Raw genomic sequence first — 21,219 nt, 5'->3', positions numbered from 1 at the left:
GGCGCCCCGGGCATGTCCTATTCTCATATATTGACTGTTTATTCAGCTGCGGGGATCTGCTTGTTGTCCTTGCCGGACTTATCATCCGGCTTGGCGTCGTTGGCGACCACCTTGGCATGGCGGCGGCGCCAATCGCCGAGGAATAGCAAGATCGGCGCCGCGATGAAGACCGACGAGGCGCCAGCGACAAGTATGCCGAACACCATCGGGATTGCGAAGCTGGAGACGGCGCTGCCGCCCCAGATCGCCATCGGCACCAGCGCCAGGAAGGCGGTGGCGTTGGTATAGAGGCTTCGCGCCAGGGTTTCGTTGATCGACTTGTCGATGATGTCGCGCAGCGGCATCGACTTGTAGAGCCGCATGTTTTCACGCATGCGGTCATAGACCACGACCTTGTCGTTCACCGAATATCCCACAAGCGTCAGGATCGCGGCGATGGCTGTCAGGTTGAAATCGAGGCCGGTGATCGCGAAGAAGCCGATCGCCTTGGTGACGTCGAGTACCAGCGTGACGATGGCGCCGACCGCGAACGGCCATTCGAAGCGATACCAGATGTAGAACAGCATCGCCAGGCTTGCGATCACGACCGACAGGATGCCGGCCCAGGCAAGCTCGCCCGAGACCTTCGGACCGATGACATCGGTGCCTTCGATCGTCGCGCTTGGATCGATCTTGACGATTTCCGCCTTGAGCTTGGTCACCGCGGCTGTCTGCGCCTCTTCGCCGCCGTCCTGGCGCTGGGCGCGGACAAGGAGGCTGCTGTTGTCGCCGAAGGACTGCAGTGCGATTTCGCCGAGGCCGAGCGTGTTCAAGCCCTCGCGGAACGTAGACAGATCGGCTGCGTCCTTGGTCTTGACCGACATCTGGATGCCGCCGCGGAAATCGACGCCGTAGTTGAGGCCCGGATGGACGAACAGTACCACCGAGGCGATCGACAGGATCGCCGAGACGGTGACGCCAAAGAAGCGGGCCTTCATGAACTGGATGTGCTTGTCATAGGGGCTGAAGGGGATCAGCGGCCTGATGTTGAGCACCTTCAGCTTGCGGCGACGGGTGATGGCGATCATCACGACGCGCACGAAGGCGACGGAGGTGAACATCGAGATAATGAGGCCGAGACCCATGGTCACGGCAAAGCCGCGAACAGGGCCGGAGCCGAAGTAGAACAGGATGGCGGCGGCGATCAGGGCCGTCATGTTGCCGTCGATAATCGTCGAATAAGCCTTCTTGAAGCCGTTATCGATGGCGGCGAAGGCGCCACGGCCCTTGCGGGTTTCTTCGCGGATGCGCTCGTTGATGAGAACGTTGGCATCAACCGCAAGGCCGATACCGAGGACGACGCCGGCGATGCCGGGCAGCGTCAGCGTGGCGCCGACCAGCGTCAGGGCCGAGAAGGTCAGGATCGTGTGGATGAGCAGCGCAACATTCGCGAGAATTCCCCAGGCGCCGTAGAGCACGAAGATGAAGGCGGCAACCAGGACGAAGCCGATCAGGCCGCTATAGATGCCCTTTTGGATCGCGTCGCTGCCAAGGTCGGCGCCGACCGTGCGCTCTTCGATGACGGTGAGCTTCGCCGGAAGGGCGCCGGCGCGCAGCAGGGCTGCGAGCGTGGTGGCACTGTCTGCGGTGAAGTTGCCGGAGATCTGGCCCGAACCGCCGGTGATCGGCTCGCGGATGTTCGGCGCGCTTAGAACCTTGTTGTCGAGGACAATAGCAAAGGGCTTGCCGACATTTTCGCGGGTGATTTCTGCAAAGCGGTTGGCCCCGGCGCTATCGAAGCGGAAGGTGACGAGCGGCTCATGCGTGTTCGGATCGAAGCTGACGCGGGCATCCGTCAAACGGTCACCGGAGAGCTCGATGCGGTCGAGAACCGGATAGCTGTTGCCCTTGTCGTCCTTGAGAATGGTGACGCCGGGGCCGGGATTGTTCGGGTCGACATTGTCGGCAAGCAGGTGGAAGGACATCTTCGCGGTCGAGCCGAGGAGCTCGCGCAGGTGCGACGGATCCTGTGCACCGGGAAGCTGGACGAGAACGCGGTTTGGACCGACGCGCTGAATGGTCGGCTCGGCAACGCCCACCTGGTCGACGCGCTTGCGGATGACTTCAAGGCTCTGCTGAACGGCGGAATCGACGTTGGCGGAGATGCCTGCCGGCGAGAAGGACATGGCGATCGTTGCGCCGTTTGGCTTGATGTTGAGATCGGACTGGCCGGCCGAGAGGCCCGAGGTGATCGTATTGGCCAGCGTCTGCAACTGCGTCACCGCGTCACCGCTCTGCGAGGCATCGTTGAGCGTCACGACAATCTGGTCGCCGTTGCGCACGACCGAACGGACCTGGATGTTCTTGTCGCGCAGCACGCGGCGTGCGTCCTGCTGCAGCGACTGCAGCCGGCCATTCGTCAGATCCTTCTCGTCGACTTCGAGCACGAGATAGGAGCCGCCGCGAAGGTCGAGGCCGAGGGATACCTGGCTATGCGGCAGCCAGGACGGGATTTTGCTGAGAACCGCCGGCGGCAGCGCATTCGGGAGGGCGATAAGAAGGCCAAGCAGGATGACGACTGTATAAAGTGCCACGAGCCATGGTGAGGTGCGCATGGGTATTATCCTTGAAAATACGCTGATGCCGGCGGTCGACCGCTGGCGGACTTAAGGTCATGTCGGAGATGCGGCGCGTCGGCGCCGATCGCTTACGCGAAATCGCTCGGAGGGCCGCGTGCGAAATAGGCGCTAAATGCCAGGGATTCGAGCCGGGCAGCATCGCCTGGATGGCCTGGCTGCCAGGGCATGGCCGGATAGCCGAGAGAGGGAAGGGAGGCGAGTATCGCCGGTCCAATATCGTGCCAGGTAGCTTTCGGCGCTGCCAGGCGGTCGGCAACGACGATGCCGCGCACCGGATCCCGCAGGGAAAGGTAGAGCGGCTGGCTGTCCTTGCCGGAAGAAAGAGCATCCGCATCGGCTCGCGCGGCCAGATTGCCGCCACCGAGCGCCAATCCGACATAGGCGAAAAACGCGACGAACAGCGAGGCGATCACGCGCGCTCCGGCGCGGTGCGTCCTGTCGTCTCTATCTTCGCTGTCGGCAATGCCGAATTCGAGCGGGCTCAACAGTCAGAAATGCCTTTGTTCCTTTGCCGGCGCGAACGCCGACGGTGCGGTCATGATATCAGGACGCCTCGCGTCTTCCCACTGCATAATTCCTTAAATCGATATCGATTTAAGGAATTATGCAGCAGATCAAAAGTGCTTTAGCGACCTTTGCGCGTCACATGTGACGCGCGGCGCTATAGTGCGGCATGTCATGATGCACTTGCGCGAATGGGTCAACAGTCCCGGCTCGGTTTCTTAATTTTCCGTCGCTCCCGTTCCGGCGGCGGCTGACGGTTTGGGTGCCAGGCAGGATGCCTGAACGCGATAGGCATGAAGCGTTTTGCCTTTCATCTCGCCATAGGGCGGCGACCAACTCTTGATGAGGTCTACCTGGCTTTCCGGGCATTCGAACGGGCCGTTGTCGATATACAGCACCCGCCCGGTCACGTCGCCCGGCATGGAGAAGTTCTGCTCGTAATAGTTGTTGGGAAAGCCGCCGAAATTGCGAGCATAGATCCGGAAAGGCTTGCCCTTCAGCGTATAGAAAAGATCGGCGAGGGTATCGCGATCCTCGGCCACGATAACTGGTGTCTTCGCGTCCGTCGCTATGTCGGCGATTTCCTGGCTGATGATGGTGCGGCCGACATAGCGCTTCATGACGAGATCGCCGTTCGGCAGCTTGATGTCATAGGCAAAGACCGTCATCACCGGGATCACGAAGGCGACGACGGCGCCGATGATCAGCGAGGTGCTCAATCCCTTCTTCGTCAGGCGATAGAGTATCCAGACGGCGAGTATGGTGCCGGCGGCATAGGCGCAGACGGCCCAGTTGGCGTAGGCCTTGGCGAACAAGGCCTGCAGCGTGATGAGAGCCACGACGGGTACCGACAGCCAGAACAGCAGCTTTTCCCGGTCGTCGCTCTGTCCGCGGATCAGCCGCCAGGTCGCCCACAGCAGGGCATAGAAGACGACCGGACCGACCACGCCGAATTGCGCGCCGAAGAAGCCGAGCCCGCTGAGCATATGCTTCAAAAGGCCGCTGTTGCCACCATCCTTGCTCCATTGGGCAATATTCTCGGTGTGCTTTATGGTCGCCGCATCATGGGCGAAATTCCACCAGAGATTGGGCGAAACGACGATGGCGCCGACGATGGCGGCAATGGCGACGTCCCGCCAGGCGATGCGCGCCGAGCGCATTGTCAGCATGGCGATGCCGACCCCCGGCAAAAGGAAGAGCACCGAATATTTTGTCAGGAAGGCGATGCCAAGGCTGGCGCCGAGGATGAAAGCCTCAAGCGCCGAAGACCGCCTGGTCAGGCCGAGAAAGGTCCAGATCGCGATCGTCACGAACAGGATCTGGATCGTGTCGGTCGAGACCAGCACGGCCGAAAGTGAAGCGGCCGGAAGGGTGGTGAAGATGACGCCGACCCACGGCGCAATCTCGCGTCCCTCCTCGCCCTCGATCAGCCGCCGCGTGGTGCACATGAGCATCAGGGCGGTGGCGAGATGGAAGAGCGGCGCCGAAATGCGGATCCAGAATGTTGAGTCCGACCCGGAAATCGCGTTGAAGAAGCGGATGACCCAGGCGATCATCGGCGGCTTGGAGTAGTAGCCGAAATCGAGGTTCTGGCCCCAGAACCAATATTGCGCCTCGTCGACAAAGAGGTCCGTCCTGTTGACCAGCAACATGAGGATACGCCAGAGCGTTATTCCGAAGATGATTGCGAGGGCCACGCGCAGAGAAAGTTTCTGGGCAGTCGTTCGAGAATGGGTCGTGTCGAGCATTAATGGATGGGTCTCGGTGCCTGATCGTGAGGCTTAATACGGAACTATTGAGACCAAAGCTAGCTCCTGGTCATCCAGAAGACAGCGATGCTGGTCGGCATGGCCGCGAAGCGCCATGCATCCGATTTTGAAATCCGAGATGTGTTGCAGCGCGCCTAAAGGACGCGTGAAGCGGCTTTCCCGCGCGTCTCCTCGATGCGGCACAGAAGCATGAACGCCGCGAGCGTCAGGCCGGCCATCAGCGAGGCGGTCAAACCAAGAACAATCATTGCTCTCTCCGTATCGACATCGAAGCTGTCTATCCCCTGAGCAGTAAGATATGAAGCTTGCTCGTGACTTGCGATCCGCGTTTCTACCGGTCGAAAATATATATCTGAAAGTAATGCCTAATTTAGGGCGAAGTACTGCAGAGCACGCCTTCTTCCGTCATTAACCTTCGGGCAAGGAATTAACCATAAACATTGAAGTTGAACGTCGGAATGGGAAAATTGTGACTCGTTCTCACCAGGCATGAAGCCGCCCCGTCGTACCGGGTCTGATCCGGTATCCACTTCATCAAACAGGTCCGCAGCAGACTTTGATGAACGAGCGAGCTTCAGCGCCGCGATCGATCGATCGAAGGCGATGACAGCCTTTCCTCGCCTCCTCATTGCGCCTGGCGCGGATCATCAGCGGTTTCGCCGGCGCTTGGGCGCGCGGCAGTTCGGCGGGGACGGTATTGGCGCAGGATTCGCCATCAGATCAGGCAGGCAGGGCGCAGGCTGGCAGCCTTCGCGACCGCTTGCGTTTTGCTGGTCTCGATGCCGGGCAATGCGACAGCTTGCGCCGCAACCGGCCGATGCTCGAGACACATCTGAAAGCCGGCCTGCGTGATCTTTTCCATCGGTTCCAGGCCTATCCGGACGCCGCGCGCAATTTTTCCAGCGAAAACCAGCTCGAACGCCTTCAGGATCTGCAGTCCTCACACTGGGATGTGCTGACGGACGCCCGTTTCGACAGTCTTTATGCCGAGCGCGTCAAGGTTCTTTCCGACAGCGAAAGCAAGATGGGTCTCGACCCCCGCTGGCACGTCGCGGGCCATGGGGTGATGCTCGAGCATTTGCTTACCGGCCTTCTCGACGACATGGGGGGCCGTGCCATCCTCCCCGGAGCCAAGCGCCGCGCCCGCGAGCTCAGCGAGCTCGTCACATCAGTCGTGCGCCTCGTGATGGTCGATGTCGAGATCGCGGTATCGCTGCGCTTCAACGAATTGCGGGTCGGCCATCAGCGGGCGCTGGCCGAACAGCGGGCCGCCGATCGCGGCGAGGCGGCGGCATTCATCGCTGAGCTCGCCAACGGCCTTGCCGATCGCGACCTTACAACCCGGATGACGAGTGATTGTCCGGAAGCCTATACCGAGGTCGCCGAGGCCTTGAATGCGGCGCTGGCGGACATCCAGCAGCAGTTTTCGGCTCTGTCCGCTGGCGTGCAGGCGGCGGAAGCGGCAAGCGACGCCATTTCCCGTGCCTCAAAATCCCTGGCGGAAACATCGTCCGAACAATCGCGTGCGCTCGCGGTCTCGGCGCGACAGCTCGCGGAGCTTGCCGAGCAGGTGCGCGGCAATGCGGCCAATACGCGCTCGGCCGAGCGCGTCACGGCATCGACCCGCGTGGCCGCGGAAGACAGCGGCCGCATCGTCGGCCAGGCGATATCGGCCATGGCCGATATCGAGACATCAGCCGAAAAGATCGGCCAGATCATCGGTGTCATCGATGAAATCGCGTTCCAGACCAATCTTCTCGCCTTGAATGCCGGCATCGAGGCGGCTCGCGCCGGCGACAGCGGCCGCGGCTTTGCCGTCGTCGCGCAGGAAGTTCGCGCACTCGCCCAGCGTTCCGCCGATGCCGCGCGCGAGATCAAGGTTCTGGTCACGGGTACCAAGGCGCAGGTGGATGCCGGCGTGCAGATGGTCGGCCGCACCCAGGATGCGATCGGCGGCATCGTCCGTCAGGTGACCGATATCAACCAGGCGATCTCGGGGATTGCCGCGGCGAGCGACGAGCAGGTCGCCGGCCTCAACGCACTCACGACCGACATCGGCGGCTACGGCGAGCGCGCGGCGGTTGCCGGAAGCGAGGCAAGCCGCTCCGAGGAAGGCGCCGATCATCTGCATAGCGTCGTCGTCGAGCTCGGCCGGACCATTCGCGAGTTCCGCATCGAGCGCGAGCGGCGCCATGCGGCATTTTCGGCGCCGGCGAGAGCCTCTCAGCAACGACAGCTCCCCACCCGCGACGAGCCCAGCAACGGGCGGGACGAAGATGAGATGGCGGATTTCGGCTTCCCGCTTCGCAGGGCCGCATCGGGAGGTGATCGCAATGCCTATTGATCTTTCAGTTTCATGCACATGCGGGCCGAGCGGCCTGATTTCAGACAACGAGGAATGAAGCGATGCCGAGCAAGAAAGGCGAAAAGACAATCAGTCTGGCCGCGGTGCTGGACCTCAACGAGGCCTCAGCCCTTCGCGGCACGCTGATGGGGATGCGCGGCAGCAATGTCGCGATCGATGCGTCCGGCGTCGAGAGGATCGGAGCCTTGTGCGTTCAGGTCATCATGGCCGCCGCCAAGACGTGGGATGAGGACAAGCTCCCCTTCACCTTCTCCAAGGTGTCGGACGCATTTCAAAAAACAATGCAGGTGATCGGGGTGGATATCTCCCATCTGCTTGCCAAGGAGATCCGGCAATGAAGAAAAAAGTACTGACGGTGGATGATTCACGAACCATCCGAAACATGCTTCTCGTGACCCTCAACAATGCGGGTTTCGAGACCATTCAGGCCGAAGATGGCGTCGAGGGCCTGGAAATTCTGGAAGAGGCCAATCCTGACGTCATCGTCACGGACATCAACATGCCGCGCCTCGATGGCTTCGGCTTCATCGAGGGCGTGCGCCGCAACGACAAATACCGTGCCGTTCCGATCCTCGTGCTGACGACCGAAAGCGATGCGGAGAAGAAGAACCGTGCCCGCCAGGCCGGTGCGACCGGCTGGATCGTCAAGCCGTTCGACCCCGCCAAGCTGATCGATGCCATCGAGCGCGTAACCGCCTAAACAGGATCCACCCCTCATGGATATGAACGAAATCAAAGAGATTTTCTTCCAGGAGTGCGAAGAGCAGCTCGCCGAACTGGAATCCGGTCTCCTGAAAATGAATGACGGCGACCGTGATCCGGAAACCGTCAATGCCGTGTTCCGCGCCGTTCATTCCATCAAGGGTGGGGCAGGTGCCTTCGGTCTGGACGACCTGGTCGCATTCGCCCACGTCTTCGAGACCACGCTTGATTGCGTTCGATCCAACAAGCTGGAGCCGACCCAGGATGTCCTGAAGGTCATGCTCAAGGCCGCCGACGTTCTGGCGGATCTTACCAATGCCGCCCGCGATGGCGGCAGTGTCGATCAGGCCCGCAGCCGCGGCCTGGTCAAGGAACTGGAGGCGTTGGCCCATGGCGAATTGCCCGCGTCGTCGGCCGCGGCAGTCGTCGTCGAGGCCGCTCCCAAGTCCGCCATACCGGCTCCGACTGATGATAGCGGTTTCCAGCCGATCCCCTTCAGCTTCGATGACGATTTCGGCGGCAACGAGCCGGCCGGCGACGGCGTGCCGGAGTATGAAGTCGACTTCAGGCCGCGCTCGGATCTCTATGCCAAGGGCAACGACGCAACGCTGCTGCTGCGAGACCTCGCGCGGCTGGGCGAGATGAACATCTTTTGCGACATGGATATGTTGCCGGGTCTTCCTGATCTCGATCCCGAAAGCGCCTATTTCAAATGGACGATCTCGATCAAGACGGACAAGGGCGAAGACGCCATTCGCACCGTCTTCGAATTTGCCGAATGGGACTGCGATCTCGATATCAGGCAGGCCGAAAGCGCCGGCTCCTCGAGCGGCGACGAATTGCCGATGGTGCCTGTACCCTTCGATCTCTCCGCCCTCGATGATGACGGCGCGGCACCGGCCGCCGAAGGCGTGGAGCAGGCGGCGTCTCCGAAGAATGATGCCGCCGCTGCCGTTGCCGCAGCTGAAACCGCCAGCAACGTCACGCAGCTTGCCTCAGTTGCCGCTCGCGTCGAGAAGAAGGAGGCTGCCCTTGCCGCCGCCGCTGCCGCCAACGCGGCCGCCGCGCAGAACAGCGCCGCCGCAGCGGGCGTCGGCCAGACCATCCGCGTCGACCTCGACCGCGTCGATCGCCTGATCAACCTTGTCGGCGAGCTCGTCATCAACCAGGCGATGCTGTCGCAGAGCGTCATCGAGAACGACAACAACGGTGCATCCTCGATCAACATGGGTCTCGAAGAGCTGCAGCAGCTCACCCGCGAGATCCAGGACAGCGTCATGGCGATCCGCGCCCAGCCTGTGAAGCCGGTCTTCCAGCGCATGTCGCGCATCGTCCGCGAAATCGCCGACATGACCGGCAAGTCGATCCGCCTGATCACCGAGGGCGAAAACACCGAAGTCGACAAGACTGTTATCGACAAGCTGGCCGAACCGTTGACGCATATGATCCGCAATGCCGTCGACCACGGCATCGAAACGCCGGAAAAGCGCGCGACGCTCGGCAAGAATCCGGAAGGCACGGTTCGCCTGACTGCAAAGCACCGCTCCGGCCGCATCCTGATCGAACTTGCCGACGACGGCGCCGGTATCAATCGCGAGAAGGTGCGTCAGAAGGCCATCGACAACGATCTGATCCCGGCCGATGCTAATCTGTCGGATGAGGAAATCGACAATCTGATCTTCCTGCCGGGCTTCTCGACCGCCGACAAGATCTCCGACATTTCCGGCCGGGGCGTCGGTATGGATGTGGTCAAGCGCTCGATCCAGGCGCTCGGCGGCCGTATCAACATCAGCTCCAGGCCGGGGCAGGGCTCGGTTTTCACCATGAGCCTGCCGCTGACGCTCGCCGTCCTTGACGGCATGGTGGTGACGGTTGCCGGCCAGACGCTTGTCGTGCCGCTGACCGCGATCGTCGAGACGCTGCAGCCGGAGGCTTCCGCCATCCATTCCTTCGGCGCGAACCATCGCCTGATTTCGATCCGCAACAGCTTTTGCCCGCTGGTCGATGTCGGCCGTATCCTGAACTTCCGCGCCACGCAGGCCAATCCCGTCGAAGGTGTCGCGCTGCTGGTGGAATCGGAAGGCGGCGGTCAGCGCGCCCTCATGGTCGATGCCATCCAGGGCCAGCGTCAGGTGGTCATCAAGAGCCTCGAGGCCAACTACACGCATGTGCCGGGCATTGCGGCCGCGACCATTCTCGGCGATGGCCGCGTGGCGCTGATCCTTGACGTCGATGCCGTGGTCGGTGCTTCGCGCGGCCAGTCGCTGAAGCCTGAAATGTCTTACGCAGCGGTGGGGTGAGTTCATGTCCTATGCCGTCAAGAACCTGACACAGGGCATCCGCGAGCTGATCGCCTTCCGCATCGGCGACCAGGAATTCTGTGTCAACATCATGTCGGTTCGCGAAATTCGCGGCTGGACGCCCGCAACGGCCATGCCGCATGCGCCTGGCTATATGCTGGGTGTCATCAATCTGCGCGGCGCGGTCTTGCCGATCATCGATCTCTCCTCCCGGCTCGGCATGAAGCGCGCGGAGCCGACGGCGCGGCATGTCATCATCGTGGCCCAGGTCAAGCGGAAGGCGGTCGGCCTTCTCGTCGATGCGGTGTCGGACATCCTGACCATCACCGACGACAGCATCCAGCCGACGCCGGAAGTCTCCTTCGATCAAGAGCGGCAGTTTGCGCGCGGCATCGTGGCGATCGACCGCCGCATGATCTGCCTGATCGAGCTGGAAGCCCTGTTCCCTGAAAGCGAAAGCGAAGCAGCATGAGCGTGATGGGAGCTATGGATTTCAAGGCGTCTCCGGACGAGGTGCTGGCGAGCGGCGAATATCCGCTGACGCGGCGCGACCTCATGGAAATCGCCGCCATGATCTATGCGGATGCGGGCATTTCGCTCAATGAGAGCAAGGCGTCGCTCGTCTATTCCAGGCTGTCGAAGCATATTCGCGCGCTGGGTCTTGCCGGTTTCCGCGACTACTGCCAGCTGGTTTCCTCGCCGGCGGGAAGTGCGGCGCGTCGTGAGATGCTCTCGCATCTGACGACCAATTTCACGCGCTTCTTCCGCGAAAACCATCATTTCGATCATCTGCGCGACGAGGTTCTGCCGGGTCTCCTGGCGCGCGCCAAGGCCGGTGGCCGGGTACGCATCTGGTCGGCCGCCTGTTCCGACGGGCAGGAGCCCTATTCGATTGCGCTGACCGTACTCGCCTTGATGCCGAATGCCGCGGAATTCGATTTCAAGATTCTGGCGACGGACATCGATCCCAAGATCCTCGGCCTGGCCCGCGCGGGCGCCTATGATGAGACGGCGCTCGAAACGGTCTCGCCCGCCATGCGCAAGCAATGGTTCCAGGAGGTCAATGTCCAGGGCAGGCGCAAATTCCAGATCGACGACCGTGTCAAGCGGCTGATCACCTTCAACGAGCTGAACCTGCTGGCGCAATGGCCCTTCAAGGGCATGTTCGACGTCATCTTCTGCCGCAACGTCGTCATCTATTTCGACGAGCCGACGCAGACGAAGATCTGGACGCGCTTTGCCGGCCAGCTGCATGACAGCGGCCACCTTTATATCGGCCACTCCGAACGGGTCTCCGGCGAGGCGAAGCACGTCTTCGACAATATCGGCATCACCACCTATCGCTATCTCGGCAAGAGCGCGGGGAGGAAACCATGAACGCAGCTGCCCGTGTTCTCGTGGTCGACGACTCCCCGACCATGCGCGGCCTGATCACGGCCGTATTGCGCTCCGACCCGGAAGTCGACGTCGTTGGCCAGGCCGGCGACGCGCTCGAAGCGCGCGCCGCCATCAAGGCCCTTAATCCGGATGTCGTCACGCTCGACATCGAGATGCCGAACATGAACGGCCTCGAATTCCTCGAAAAGATCATGACGCTCAGGCCCATGCCCGTCATCATGGTATCCACGATGACGCATCGCGGCGCCGACGCGACGCTCGCAGCCCTCGAGATCGGCGCGTTCGACTGCGTCGGAAAGCCGGCGCCGGGCGAGCCGCACCCCTTCGGCGACCTGGCGGACAAGGTAAAGGCGGCAGCCCGCTCTCAGCGGCAATATGTCAAGCCGGCCGCGCAGCGCGTGCCGCCGCCCGCCGTTTCAGATTTCCGCGTGGGACGCAAGATCGTCGCCATCGGTTCCTCCACCGGTGGTGTCGAGGCACTGATCAATGTGCTGCAGAAATTCCCGGCCAATTGCCCGCCGACCGTCATCACGCAGCATATGCCGCCGACCTTCACTCGCAGTTTCGCTGAACGGCTGAACCGCCTCTGCGCGCCTGTTGTCCAGGAGGCGACCGACGGCGCGCGGCTGGAGATCGGCAAGATCTATCTGGCGCCGGGCGGCGAAAGGCATTTGCGGGTCGCCAATGCCGCAGCACCCCATTGCCGTCTGGTAGACGGCGGGCCCGTCAACGGCCATCGCCCCTCGGTCGACGTGCTCTTTGATTCGGTTGCCGAGCTGGCAGGCCGCAATGCCGTCGGCGTAATCCTGACCGGTATGGGCCGCGATGGCGCCGCCGGTCTCCTCAAGATGCGCCACGCCGGTGCGCGCACCATCGGCCAGAACGAAAAGACCTGCGTGGTCTACGGCATGCCGAGGGTCGCCCATGAGCTTGGCGCCGTCGAACAACAGTTTCCGCTGAACGTCATTGGCGAGGAAATTTTGAAGATAACAGCCGCCCGAAAGGAAGGGAGCGAATAATGTCTCTAGCGGAGAAAATCAAAGTTCTGATCGTCGACGATCAGGTTACCAGCCGCCTGTTGCTGAGCGATGCTCTGACGCAGCTCGGTTTCAAGCAGATCACCGCCGCCGGCGACGGTGAGCAGGGGATGAAGATCATGGAGCAGCAGCCCCATCATCTGGTCATCTCCGATTTCAACATGCCGAAAATGGACGGGCTCGGTCTGCTGCAGGCAGTCCGGACCAATCCGACGACGAAGAAGGCGGCCTTCATCATCCTGACGGCGCAGGGCGACCGCGCACTGGTCCAGAAGGCGGCGCAGCTCGGGGCCAACAACGTGCTCGCCAAGCCCTTCACCATCGAGAAGATGAAAGCTGCCATCGAGGCTGTCTTCGGAGCGTTGAAATGATCGTCGAGGGTGCTGCCCGTCGCGTGCATATTATTCAGGGCGAGTACAAGGTCATCAGCGATCCAGAAGTGGTACTGACGACCATTCTCGGCTCTTGCGTAGCGGCGTGCCTGCGCGATCCCATCGCCGGCGTCGGCGGGATGAACCATTTCCTCCTCCCGGGAATGGCCACTTCGCCGATGAGCGGTGGCGACGCGACGCGTTACGGCGTGCACCTGATGGAACTTCTGATCAACGGCCTCTTGAAAAAGGGGGCGCGGCGCGACCGGCTGGAAGCAAAAGTCTTCGGCGGTGCCAAGACGATCGCGACCTTCTCCAATGTCGGCGAGCAGAATGCTGTCTTCGCCATGCAGTTTCTGAAAGACGAAGGCATACCGGTCGTCAGCTCCAGCACGGGCGGCGAGCATGGACGCAAAATCGAATATTGGCCGATCTCCGGAAGGGCCAGGCAATACCCGCTGACCGGCGCGGAGACGCAGAAGACCGTTGCGCTGGAACAGCGTCCGGTCGTGGCTCCCAAGCCGGTCGACAATACGATCGAATTTTTCTGATCAGCGAGGCTACCGCATGACCCCCTTCCAGCGTATTGAAACGGCCGCCATCGAGGAGACGCTTCCCGCCATCCTCCTGCGGGTCGTTTCCGAATTGCATGACGTCGCCTATCTGATCGAGCGGATCGAGCCGCAGCTGCTCGATCTCAGCGGCACCGATATAATGGCCTCGCCGGAGGCGATGAAGGTTGTTCAGGGCATCGACCTTGCCGTGCAGAAGACCCGCGGCATCGCCGAATTCATCGACACCATCGCCGGGACCATGCCCGAGGGCTGGACGGTCGATCTGGCAACGGCATTGAGCCTGGTCAAGCTGACGGAGATGCAAAAGGCGCTTGGCGGCGGTGGTTTCCATGCGCATTCTCAGCCCATGGCGAAGGCCGCCGGCGACTTTGATTTCTTCTGATCTGGTTGCCGGTTATAAATACTGTTTTTCTTATATAATCTTCATCATTTCCTCCCGACTTTTTCCCGTTTTTCAGCCGGACGAAACGTTCGCACAAGTTTCGATTTCTATTTTCTCCGCAGGGTACAAAGCCATCAGGTCTTTGACGAATCGTGCGAGAACAGAATGAATCTGTTAAATCAATTAGTTCCCCTGTTTCGGAATATTCAGAATCTCGGGAGAACGCGGCTGATGATCCTGGGGGGTGTCGGCGCCGTCTCCATGCTGCTGATCCTTTTTGCCGCCCTTTACGTCAATAAGCCCTCCCAAGAGACGCTTTATGTCGGCCTGGATGCGACCGATCTCAATCAGATCAGCATCGCTCTCGCAGAGGCAAAGATCAATTTCCAGGTCGGCTCCGACGGCACCAGCCTGACCGTTCCAGCCGGCATGACCGGCAAGGCTCGCGCACTGCTTGCCGAGCGCGGCCTCCCCAATAGCGGCAATGCCGGCTATGAATTGTTCGACAATGTCGGTTCGCTCGGCCTGACTTCCTTTATGCAGGAAGTCACCCGCGTGCGCGCACTTGAAGGTGAAATCGGCCGCACCATTACCTCGATCGCCGGCATCAGTGCCGCGCGCGTCCATATCGTCATGCAGGACGTCGGCAATTTCCGGAAGGCGGATCAGAAGCCGACGGCGTCCGTCATGATCCGCGCCAGCGCGGAAGCAGCCCGCAAATCCGCGTCGGCTATCCGCCACCTTGTCGCCTCCGCTGTTCCGGGCCTGGAGGTCGATGACGTCACGATCCTCGACTCGACGGGCCAGCTGCTCGCATCGGGCGATGACCCGAGCAATGGCGCTCTGAACCGCAATCTCGGCATCGTGCAGAATGTACAGAGCGAAGTCGAATCCAACATCAACAAGGCGCTCGCGCCGTTCCTCGGCGCGGATAACTTCCGCTCGAGCGTCACGGCGCAGCTCAACACCGACAGTCAGCAGGTGCAGGAAACCACCTACGATCCGGACTCGAAGGTCGAACGCTCCGTCCGTACGGTGAAGGAAGCGCAGAAATCGCAGCAGAGCCAGCCCGACAGCGCCGCAACCGTGGAACAGAATATTCCGCAGGCGGCCCCGCAGTCCGGCGGCAACACGCCGACGTCGAACGACCAGTCGGACAAGCGCGAAGAGCAGACCAATTACGAAATCAACAGCAAGACGACAGCCACGACGCGCAACAGCTACAAGATCGAAAAGCTGTCCGTCGCGGTGGTGGTCAACAAGGGCCGCATCGCGCAGATGGTCGGCGAAGGCGCGGATCAGGCCAAGATCGATGCCTATACCGCCGAGATGCAGAAGATCGTCGCGACGGCCGCTGGCGTCGATACGACGCGCGGCGACATGGTCACCGTCAATGCGATGGACTTCGTCGACAACCAGCTGCTTGAGGATACGTCTTCCAGCTTCAGCATCACGGACACGCTGAGCCGTAATATGGCCGGCATCATCAACTCGCTGGCCTTCGTCGCCGTCGCCTTCCTGATCGTCTGGATGGGCTTCCGTCCGCTGATCCGCTCGCTCGGCGGCTCCGCAAGCAGCACGGCACTGCCGGAGGCGGCCGGGCTGGAGCTGCCGGACTTCGCGCCCGCCGCCGGCGGTCCCGGCGCGGCGCTGATGGACGGCTTCGGTTCGGACTTCGGCTTCGACAGCACCGACGATCTGCTGACGATGGGCGACGATGGCGGCACCTTCAACCGTCGCGTCAAGGAAGGGCCGGAGCGTCGCCTGTCTCGGATGGTGGAAATCAGCGAAGAGCGCGCCGCAAAGATCCTCAGAAAATGGGCTGTCGACCAGGCGGCATGAACAAAGGACCGGGAGATATCCCGGTCCTTTTTCGTTGCGAGAACGCCGGCGCGTTGATCTTGCCGATATCTGCCATTTCAACTGTGATCAATTAGCCGCTGCCAAGTAAATTGACGTGCTCGTAAGATGGAATTCCCCGGATATCCAGTTGCTGGGTAGAAAGAATCGACTTACAAATAGTATGCTTATTGGGTAACGGCCCTGTATCCGGAGCCAATTGGCCCTCGTTTTCCGCGTTTCGCATGTTTAAAGCGTTTGCAGATTCCGGAGCGCGGAAAAATCGGTTCATGGTTCGTAGATCGTGCCCGCGGCGGTATATGCGGGCTCGATTGCCGACGTGGAATTCAGGGATGGGTACGCTCATCCGCCCGTTTCCGCCGGGTTGTGTTCGTGTCGCGGTAGAGAAGATCCGGTTTTGATGCCTCATGGAAAATCCCTGTCGATTTTCCAGGGCGATGTGCCGGGTTCCGGCGAAACAATGCTCTCGTTGACGGCCGATCGCCCAACAGCGGCAGGAAATGCAAGTATGGACATGCAGATATCGCAGGTGAGCAGAAGCGATAGGGATGCGCGATCAGTCGTGCATGCCGGAGCCATGTCACGCGAGCAGCTCATTCTGCAGCTGAATGCCGTTGCAGGCCCGGCCTATCTGCAAGCCGGCCTGCATGCGCTGACCAGCTACGCCGGCGCCTCCTACTACCTCCTCGTGCGCTCCGATCTTATCCAGGAAAGTGGTCTCGACTTCGTCATTTCCTCCGATTGGCCCTTTGATCTCGTCAGGCGCCTGGCGGCGGAACTGACCAGCGGTTATGGCCGCATCGGCGAGCTCGAAAAATGCATGTCGGTGTTTCAGCCGAGCGCGGCGCTCTTGCCGGACGACGTCACCCTGCCTGACGGCATCGGCCGCCAATATCACGCCCTGAGCTTCAATGTCGGGCGTACACGCTTCTCTTTGCTGCTGCTGGTGCGTGAATCGGTAACGCCGTCATCGGAGCGGTTGCGCGATGTCGGTCTTCTGTCTAGCTATCTCGCGAGCTCCACCCGGTGCGCCGGAGGCAAGCTGGAGCGCGATTTCGATCTGACCGATCGCGAGCTGGAATGCCTGTTTTGGATTGCCGAGGGCAAGACGAGCGACGAGATCGCCATGATTCTCGGGATCTCGCGTAATACCATCAACAATTACATCACCAGCGTCATGCGCAAGACCGCCACCAAGACCCGCTCGGAGGCCATCGCCTTCGCGGTGCGAAACAATCTCGTTTAAGGGCTTACCGGATGCGCTATCAGCCAGACAGGACAACGGACAGGCCCGGCGAATCGCGGCTTACCCGTTCCGGCAGGATTTCTGGCCGCTCCGATCTCTTTCCGAAGCTGGTGTCGATGCAGAAGCTGATCGATGCGCAGCATTTCGCCGTCTATCGCCTTCATGGCTCCGGCCTGCCGCACAAGCAGCGGCTGGTCTGCGAGCTCGACAACTGGGGCTCGGCCAATTCCGTCGTCGGTAAATCCTTCCTGGAAGCCTACGGCGAGGCGATGATCGAGCATATCGACAAATCGCTGCTGCCGCTCATGTGGAATGGGCGCGATAGCGACAGCACGGCCGAGACACCGGACTTTGCCGTTTTCACGCAGCGGCTGAAGCCGCATCTTCTGCCCTTTGCCGGCGTGGCTTTTCCGGTGCGGCTGGGCGCGGTCGGCAACGGCTATATCGTCTTCACGGCCAAGTTCATGGATCTTGCGAGTGACATGATCGTCGAGCTGCATGGCCGCAGCTGCCAGATCATGATGGAGCTCCTGTCGCTGGATGAGCGCCGCTCACAGGCCGCCGAAGCGTTGAGCGAGCGTGAGATTGCCTGCCTGCAGCTTGCCGGTGACGGGCGCATCAGCGACGAAATCGCCGAAAAGCTGGGATTGTCGGTCCACACCGTCAATGCCTATCTCGGATCGGCGACGATCAAGCTCGACAGCGTCAACCGTATCCAGGCAATCGCAAAGGCGATCCGCTTCGGCTACATAAGCTGACGTTGCAGCGCCTCGGCAAATCGCCTTTGCAAATTCGAAATGATGAATCTTTTCAGATTGCGTGCGCCGCTTCGCCGCGGACGACGTAGCGCGCTTCTCTCAGGCTGTGTGCGAGCAGCGCCGTGTTTTCATCCGGGTCGGACGATGCCCTATCGAAGGCGATGTGATTGATCTCGATGCCGGCAAGGTGCTCCGTCAGCGCCAGCTTGGCATAGATGGTGACGCCCTGCGGCTTGATTTCCAGGTCGAGCGTGACCTCCGCCGGACCGCCCCAATCGAGCTTGTAGTCGCCGCCAAGACCGAAATTGACAATGCCTGGAAGAAAATAGAGCTCGGCGGCCGAGGCCACGAGGTCACCAAGATTGCCGTATCGTTCGAAGCGCAGCAGCGAGATCAGGTCGGCTGCATCAAGGAGGCGCAGCTCGCTGGCGACGGGGCTGATGGCTTCGGCTAGTATTTGTTCACGTTGGGCAGAGTAGGGGCATTTTTTCATTTGGTTTATCGTACCCGTTTTCTATTCGACTGCGCGGCGTAGATCCGATGGATGAGCTCGGCGACAGCTTTGTAAAATACTGACGGTATGACGCTATCAACCGAGACTTGCGCAAACATGGAGCGCGCGAGCGGTGGATCTTCGAAAACGGGAATATTGTTTGCCTCGGCTATCTCTCTGATTTTCAAGGCAATCAGATCCTGGCCCTTGGCGACGACGACAGGCGCATCGTTTTCCGCCTGCACATAGCGCAGCGCAACGGCGAAATGAGTCGGGTTGGCGATGATGAGCGTGGCGCGCGGCACTTGCTTCATCATGCGGCGGCGGGCGCGGTCGCGTGCGACCGAGCGCTGGCGCGACTTGACGATGGGGTCGCCCTGGGACTGCTTATGTTCGTCCTTGACTTCCTGCTTGGTCATTTTCAGCTGGTCGAACCAGTGATGGCGGCTCCACAGCAGGTCGGCGATGCCGACGATCGCGGTCGCCATCAGCACGATGATGAGAATCCGCTGAACCACCGTCGACAGGCGCACGAAGATGGTCTGCGGATCGGAAACCATCGAATCGATCGCGTGGAAGAACTGGCCGCGCAACACGAAAAACATGACGATGCTGACGAGCACGATCTTTGCGAGCGATTTGCCGAATTCCACCAGGCCGGTCGTGCTGAAGATGCGCTTGAAACCCGACGCGGGCGATATGCGCGAAAACTGCGGCTGGATCCGCTCCAGGACAGGCGTGGGCAGGTTCTGGAATATCGAGGCGCCGATGCCGAAGACGAAGAACAGCACCACGGCAGGCAACACCATGTTTCCGGCCTCCCAGCCTATGCGGGTAAACAGGGAGATGGCGTCGGGACCCGTATCGAGCCGCCATTGATCCGGCTTTTCGAAGAGATCCCGCAATATCTCGCCCAAGCGGCCCATGCGCGTCGGCAGAAAGAAGGTGACGTAGATGACCGTTGCCAGCATGGAGGCAAAGAGCGTCGCCTCCCTGGAGTGGGGCACATTGCCCTTCTCGACGGTATCGCGGAGTTTTTTCTCCGTCGGTCGTTCTGTTTTACTGTCCTTGTCTTCGTCAGCCAAAGCAGCCGCCCTTTGCGAAACGGAAAGAGGCCGCGCATCATACGCGGCCCGGTACTGAACAGTTTAAGACGATTTAGGTGAGTCGCGCCGAGGTCACGCCGCTTCTTCCACAGGCGTATTTTCTCGGGGCTTGAGTTCGATCTGGCCGGAATTGGCAAGCCTGATGGCTTCCTGGGCGATGGCGCGCCGGGCGATGGCGATTTCGCGCGGATTGATGCCGGTATTGCCCATCTGCAGGTCCGATTCGATCATTCGGCGCTGGCGCGGGCTGATCGAGGACAGAACGATCTCGCGAATCTCGTTGCCGGATCCCCGCAGCGCCATCGTCAGAATGTCGGAGGCGATGTCGTTGAGCAGCAGCACGCGGCTCGGCTGCGGCATGCGCGTGAGGTCGTCGAAGAGGAAGATCTTCGGACGGACCTTCTCGACCGATTCCTTGTTGATCGTTTCCAGCGAGCTCAGCAGGGTATCGACCTGCGGCTTGTCGAGCTCGTTCATCAGGTCGGCGACCTTCGTGGAGCCGGAAGTGTTGCGTTCGGCATCGATCTCGGCCATCAGTCCGAGCACGCGGTTATCAATGATCTGGGCGGCCTTGGGGCTGACGTCCTTGATGTTGACGGTGCGGTTCATGACATCGGCGCGCTGGGCTTCGGGAAGCTGCAGCAGGATCTTTGCGCCGAAGGCCGAAGGCATCATGGACAGCACATAGGCGATGGTCTGCGGATGTTCCCGCAGGAAGAACTTGGCGACGAAGACCGGATCGGCTTCGCCCAGGCGATCCCATATCGATGTCTCATAGGCCTGAAACGCGGTGCGGCGGCCGAGCAGGCTGTCCACCTCGTCTGGCGTCAGGCCCTCCTCGAGAATGCTTTCGATGGCCTTGGCGTTGTCCATGAGGCCGGCGCCCTCGGTGAAGAGGTCTTCGAATTCCGCCACGAGCTGGGCGAGCTCATCCGGCGGAATGAGCCTCAGCGATTGCGCCGAGGCGATGATCATTTGCAACTCGTTCTGCGTGAAATATTTGAGCAGCCGTCCTGCTACCTGCTTTCCCATTGCGAGAAGGACGGCGGCTGCTTTTTCAGTCTGAGTCAACGGTTTCTCGGCAAGCGCGCCGCTGAAATCGTCAAAGTCCATCATGGTCTTCGTCTCCATCCCGCAGGGGGAGTGGGCTCATCCTGAGCCGGTTCAGCTTTTCTTCGTGTTGTAGATTTCTGTGAGCTTGATACCGAACCTGGTGTCATCATGTTCCAGAACGGTAATTTCGCCCCGGCCGATCTTGCGGCCGTTCACTGTGATCTCGACGGGTTCGCCGATCTTCTTGTCGAGCGCGATGATTGCGCCCTCTGTCAGATTCATCAGGCCCGACACCTGCATGCGGCTGCTGCCGAGCACGATCTGGACGTCGATCGGAATATCCATGATCAGATCGAGATTGGCCGTCAGTGCGCTGCCGGGGGCTGAAGGTTCCGCGGAAACGCCGCCGAAGTCACCGTCGTCGAAGGCGGGACCGGAAGTGTCGTCGCCGAAATCGCCGAAGGTAGAAAGGTCGGTGCTTGTCTCTGCGCCGAACGTATCGGCGTCGAAGTCAGGCAGATCGCCGTCGCTATCCTTCTTCAGAACGCCGCGCAGACCGTCGATGGCCTCGTCCAAGGCGGCGTCGCTGTTTGAAATTTCCAGCGATTCCTCGCTGCTTTGCTTTGTCGTCTTCGTAGCCATGAAATCACTATTCCAGTTGAAACTTGCCTCAAGCTGCCGT

At 60.9% G+C, this 21,219-nt stretch carries 20 protein-coding genes; 13 read left to right on the top strand and 7 right to left on the bottom strand.

The genetic code is table 11. The features are described from left to right. Positions 1 to 38 precede the first annotated feature (38 nt). The 3 genes from secD to HGP16_RS16270 form a co-directional block, all read right to left on the bottom strand. On the bottom strand, positions 39 to 2,594 hold the full coding sequence (secD, locus tag HGP16_RS16280; protein WP_168841050.1) for a protein translocase subunit SecD: 2,556 nt from the start codon (positions 2,592 to 2,594) through the stop codon (positions 39 to 41). 92 nt (positions 2,595 to 2,686) lie between these two features. Continuing rightward, positions 2,687 to 3,103: a hypothetical protein gene (locus HGP16_RS16275; protein ID WP_168841049.1), complete on the bottom strand. Its 417-nt coding sequence runs from the start codon at positions 3,101 to 3,103 to the stop codon at positions 2,687 to 2,689. A 237-nt stretch (positions 3,104 to 3,340) separates the two neighbouring features. Next, positions 3,341 to 4,870 (bottom strand): glycosyltransferase family 39 protein, encoded by a 1,530-nt coding sequence (locus tag HGP16_RS16270; protein ID WP_168841048.1) that lies wholly within the window; start codon positions 4,868 to 4,870, stop codon positions 3,341 to 3,343. A gap of 718 nt (positions 4,871 to 5,588) precedes the next feature. On the opposite strand from HGP16_RS16270, the gene HGP16_RS16265 reads away from it, so the two are divergent. From HGP16_RS16265 to visR, 13 genes are all read left to right on the top strand, one after another. Next, positions 5,589 to 7,235: a globin-coupled sensor protein gene (locus HGP16_RS16265; protein ID WP_168841047.1), complete on the top strand. Its 1,647-nt coding sequence runs from the start codon at positions 5,589 to 5,591 to the stop codon at positions 7,233 to 7,235. A gap of 62 nt (positions 7,236 to 7,297) precedes the next feature. After that, on the top strand, positions 7,298 to 7,594 hold the full coding sequence (locus HGP16_RS16260; RefSeq protein WP_168841046.1) for an STAS domain-containing protein: 297 nt from the start codon (positions 7,298 to 7,300) through the stop codon (positions 7,592 to 7,594). After that, the gene (cheY1, locus tag HGP16_RS16255) at positions 7,591 to 7,956 is read left to right on the top strand and encodes a chemotaxis response regulator CheY1 (RefSeq protein WP_034488652.1); all 366 of its coding nucleotides are present in this window, start codon (positions 7,591 to 7,593) and stop codon (positions 7,954 to 7,956) included. The genes HGP16_RS16260 and cheY1 overlap by 4 nt, the downstream gene beginning before the upstream one ends. Before the next feature lie 16 nt (positions 7,957 to 7,972). Next, entirely contained in the window at positions 7,973 to 10,258 is a 2,286-nt protein-coding gene (locus tag HGP16_RS16250; protein ID WP_168841045.1) for a chemotaxis protein CheA, read from the top strand. 4 nt (positions 10,259 to 10,262) lie between these two features. Beyond that, the gene (locus tag HGP16_RS16245) at positions 10,263 to 10,730 is read left to right on the top strand and encodes a chemotaxis protein CheW (protein ID WP_168841044.1); all 468 of its coding nucleotides are present in this window, start codon (positions 10,263 to 10,265) and stop codon (positions 10,728 to 10,730) included. Then, positions 10,727 to 11,635, top strand: a complete 909-nt coding sequence (cheR, locus tag HGP16_RS16240; RefSeq protein WP_168841043.1) for a protein-glutamate O-methyltransferase CheR — start codon at positions 10,727 to 10,729, stop codon at positions 11,633 to 11,635. Before HGP16_RS16245 ends, cheR begins: the two co-directional genes overlap by 4 nt. Then, complete coding sequence (gene cheB / locus HGP16_RS16235) at positions 11,632 to 12,675, top strand: protein-glutamate O-methylesterase CheB (protein WP_168841042.1); 1,044 nt, start codon at positions 11,632 to 11,634, stop codon at positions 12,673 to 12,675. The genes cheR and cheB overlap by 4 nt, the downstream gene beginning before the upstream one ends. Beyond that, positions 12,675 to 13,064, top strand: a complete 390-nt coding sequence (locus tag HGP16_RS16230) for a response regulator (protein WP_004128537.1) — start codon at positions 12,675 to 12,677, stop codon at positions 13,062 to 13,064. Before cheB ends, HGP16_RS16230 begins: the two co-directional genes overlap by 1 nt. Next, positions 13,061 to 13,615, top strand: coding sequence for a chemoreceptor glutamine deamidase CheD (gene cheD, locus HGP16_RS16225; protein WP_168841041.1), 555 nt, complete (start codon positions 13,061 to 13,063; stop codon positions 13,613 to 13,615). Before HGP16_RS16230 ends, cheD begins: the two co-directional genes overlap by 4 nt. A 16-nt stretch (positions 13,616 to 13,631) precedes the next feature. Next, entirely contained in the window at positions 13,632 to 14,021 is a 390-nt protein-coding gene (locus HGP16_RS16220; protein WP_168841040.1) for a hypothetical protein, read from the top strand. A 165-nt stretch (positions 14,022 to 14,186) separates the two neighbouring features. After that, positions 14,187 to 15,863: a flagellar basal-body MS-ring/collar protein FliF gene (gene fliF / locus HGP16_RS16215; protein WP_168841039.1), complete on the top strand. Its 1,677-nt coding sequence runs from the start codon at positions 14,187 to 14,189 to the stop codon at positions 15,861 to 15,863. A 526-nt stretch (positions 15,864 to 16,389) separates the two neighbouring features. Beyond that, positions 16,390 to 17,127, top strand: coding sequence for a transcriptional regulator VisN (visN, locus tag HGP16_RS16210; protein WP_168841038.1), 738 nt, complete (start codon positions 16,390 to 16,392; stop codon positions 17,125 to 17,127). Between the two features lie 11 nt (positions 17,128 to 17,138). Then, complete coding sequence (gene visR / locus HGP16_RS16205) at positions 17,139 to 17,885, top strand: transcriptional regulator VisR (RefSeq protein WP_168841037.1); 747 nt, start codon at positions 17,139 to 17,141, stop codon at positions 17,883 to 17,885. 52 nt (positions 17,886 to 17,937) lie between these two features. Here the strand turns inward: visR and HGP16_RS16200 are convergent, their stop codons facing one another. From HGP16_RS16200 to fliN, 4 genes are all read right to left on the bottom strand, one after another. Further along, a complete protein-coding gene (locus HGP16_RS16200) occupies positions 17,938 to 18,378 on the bottom strand; it encodes a hypothetical protein (RefSeq protein WP_168841036.1) in 441 nt (146 codons plus the stop codon). Between the two features lie 5 nt (positions 18,379 to 18,383). Next, the gene (flhB, locus tag HGP16_RS16195) at positions 18,384 to 19,463 is read right to left on the bottom strand and encodes a flagellar biosynthesis protein FlhB (protein ID WP_168841035.1); all 1,080 of its coding nucleotides are present in this window, start codon (positions 19,461 to 19,463) and stop codon (positions 18,384 to 18,386) included. A gap of 93 nt (positions 19,464 to 19,556) precedes the next feature. Beyond that, a complete protein-coding gene (gene fliG / locus HGP16_RS16190; protein WP_168841034.1) occupies positions 19,557 to 20,600 on the bottom strand; it encodes a flagellar motor switch protein FliG in 1,044 nt (347 codons plus the stop codon). A gap of 48 nt (positions 20,601 to 20,648) precedes the next feature. Continuing rightward, on the bottom strand, positions 20,649 to 21,179 hold the full coding sequence (fliN, locus tag HGP16_RS16185) for a flagellar motor switch protein FliN (RefSeq protein ID WP_168841033.1): 531 nt from the start codon (positions 21,177 to 21,179) through the stop codon (positions 20,649 to 20,651). Between the last annotated feature and the right edge of the window lie 40 nt (positions 21,180 to 21,219).

The sequence above is a fragment of the Rhizobium sp. P40RR-XXII genome, assembly GCF_012641405.1.
Lineage (GTDB): Bacteria > Pseudomonadota > Alphaproteobacteria > Rhizobiales > Rhizobiaceae > Rhizobium.
The sequence above is the reverse complement of the archived record's forward strand: the minus strand, read 5'-3'. Positions and strand labels throughout refer to the sequence as shown.

Coding starts and splice junctions, on each gene's coding strand:
- cheR (WP_168841043.1), top strand. CDS start 10,727: ATGAGCGTGATGGGAGCTATGGATTTCAAGGCGTCTCCGGACGAGGTG.
- cheY1 (WP_034488652.1), top strand. CDS start 7,591: ATGAAGAAAAAAGTACTGACGGTGGATGATTCACGAACCATCCGAAAC.
- HGP16_RS16220 (WP_168841040.1), top strand. CDS start 13,632: ATGACCCCCTTCCAGCGTATTGAAACGGCCGCCATCGAGGAGACGCTT.
- HGP16_RS16200 (WP_168841036.1), bottom strand. CDS start 18,378: ATGAAAAAATGCCCCTACTCTGCCCAACGTGAACAAATACTAGCCGAA.
- fliF (WP_168841039.1), top strand. CDS start 14,187: ATGAATCTGTTAAATCAATTAGTTCCCCTGTTTCGGAATATTCAGAAT.
- fliN (WP_168841033.1), bottom strand. CDS start 21,179: ATGGCTACGAAGACGACAAAGCAAAGCAGCGAGGAATCGCTGGAAATT.
- fliG (WP_168841034.1), bottom strand. CDS start 20,600: ATGATGGACTTTGACGATTTCAGCGGCGCGCTTGCCGAGAAACCGTTG.
- cheB (WP_168841042.1), top strand. CDS start 11,632: ATGAACGCAGCTGCCCGTGTTCTCGTGGTCGACGACTCCCCGACCATG.
- cheD (WP_168841041.1), top strand. CDS start 13,061: ATGATCGTCGAGGGTGCTGCCCGTCGCGTGCATATTATTCAGGGCGAG.
- visR (WP_168841037.1), top strand. CDS start 17,139: ATGCGCTATCAGCCAGACAGGACAACGGACAGGCCCGGCGAATCGCGG.
- HGP16_RS16270 (WP_168841048.1), bottom strand. CDS start 4,870: ATGCTCGACACGACCCATTCTCGAACGACTGCCCAGAAACTTTCTCTG.
- HGP16_RS16230 (WP_004128537.1), top strand. CDS start 12,675: ATGTCTCTAGCGGAGAAAATCAAAGTTCTGATCGTCGACGATCAGGTT.
- HGP16_RS16245 (WP_168841044.1), top strand. CDS start 10,263: ATGTCCTATGCCGTCAAGAACCTGACACAGGGCATCCGCGAGCTGATC.
- HGP16_RS16260 (WP_168841046.1), top strand. CDS start 7,298: ATGCCGAGCAAGAAAGGCGAAAAGACAATCAGTCTGGCCGCGGTGCTG.
- visN (WP_168841038.1), top strand. CDS start 16,390: ATGGACATGCAGATATCGCAGGTGAGCAGAAGCGATAGGGATGCGCGA.
- secD (WP_168841050.1), bottom strand. CDS start 2,594: ATGCGCACCTCACCATGGCTCGTGGCACTTTATACAGTCGTCATCCTG.
- HGP16_RS16250 (WP_168841045.1), top strand. CDS start 7,973: ATGGATATGAACGAAATCAAAGAGATTTTCTTCCAGGAGTGCGAAGAG.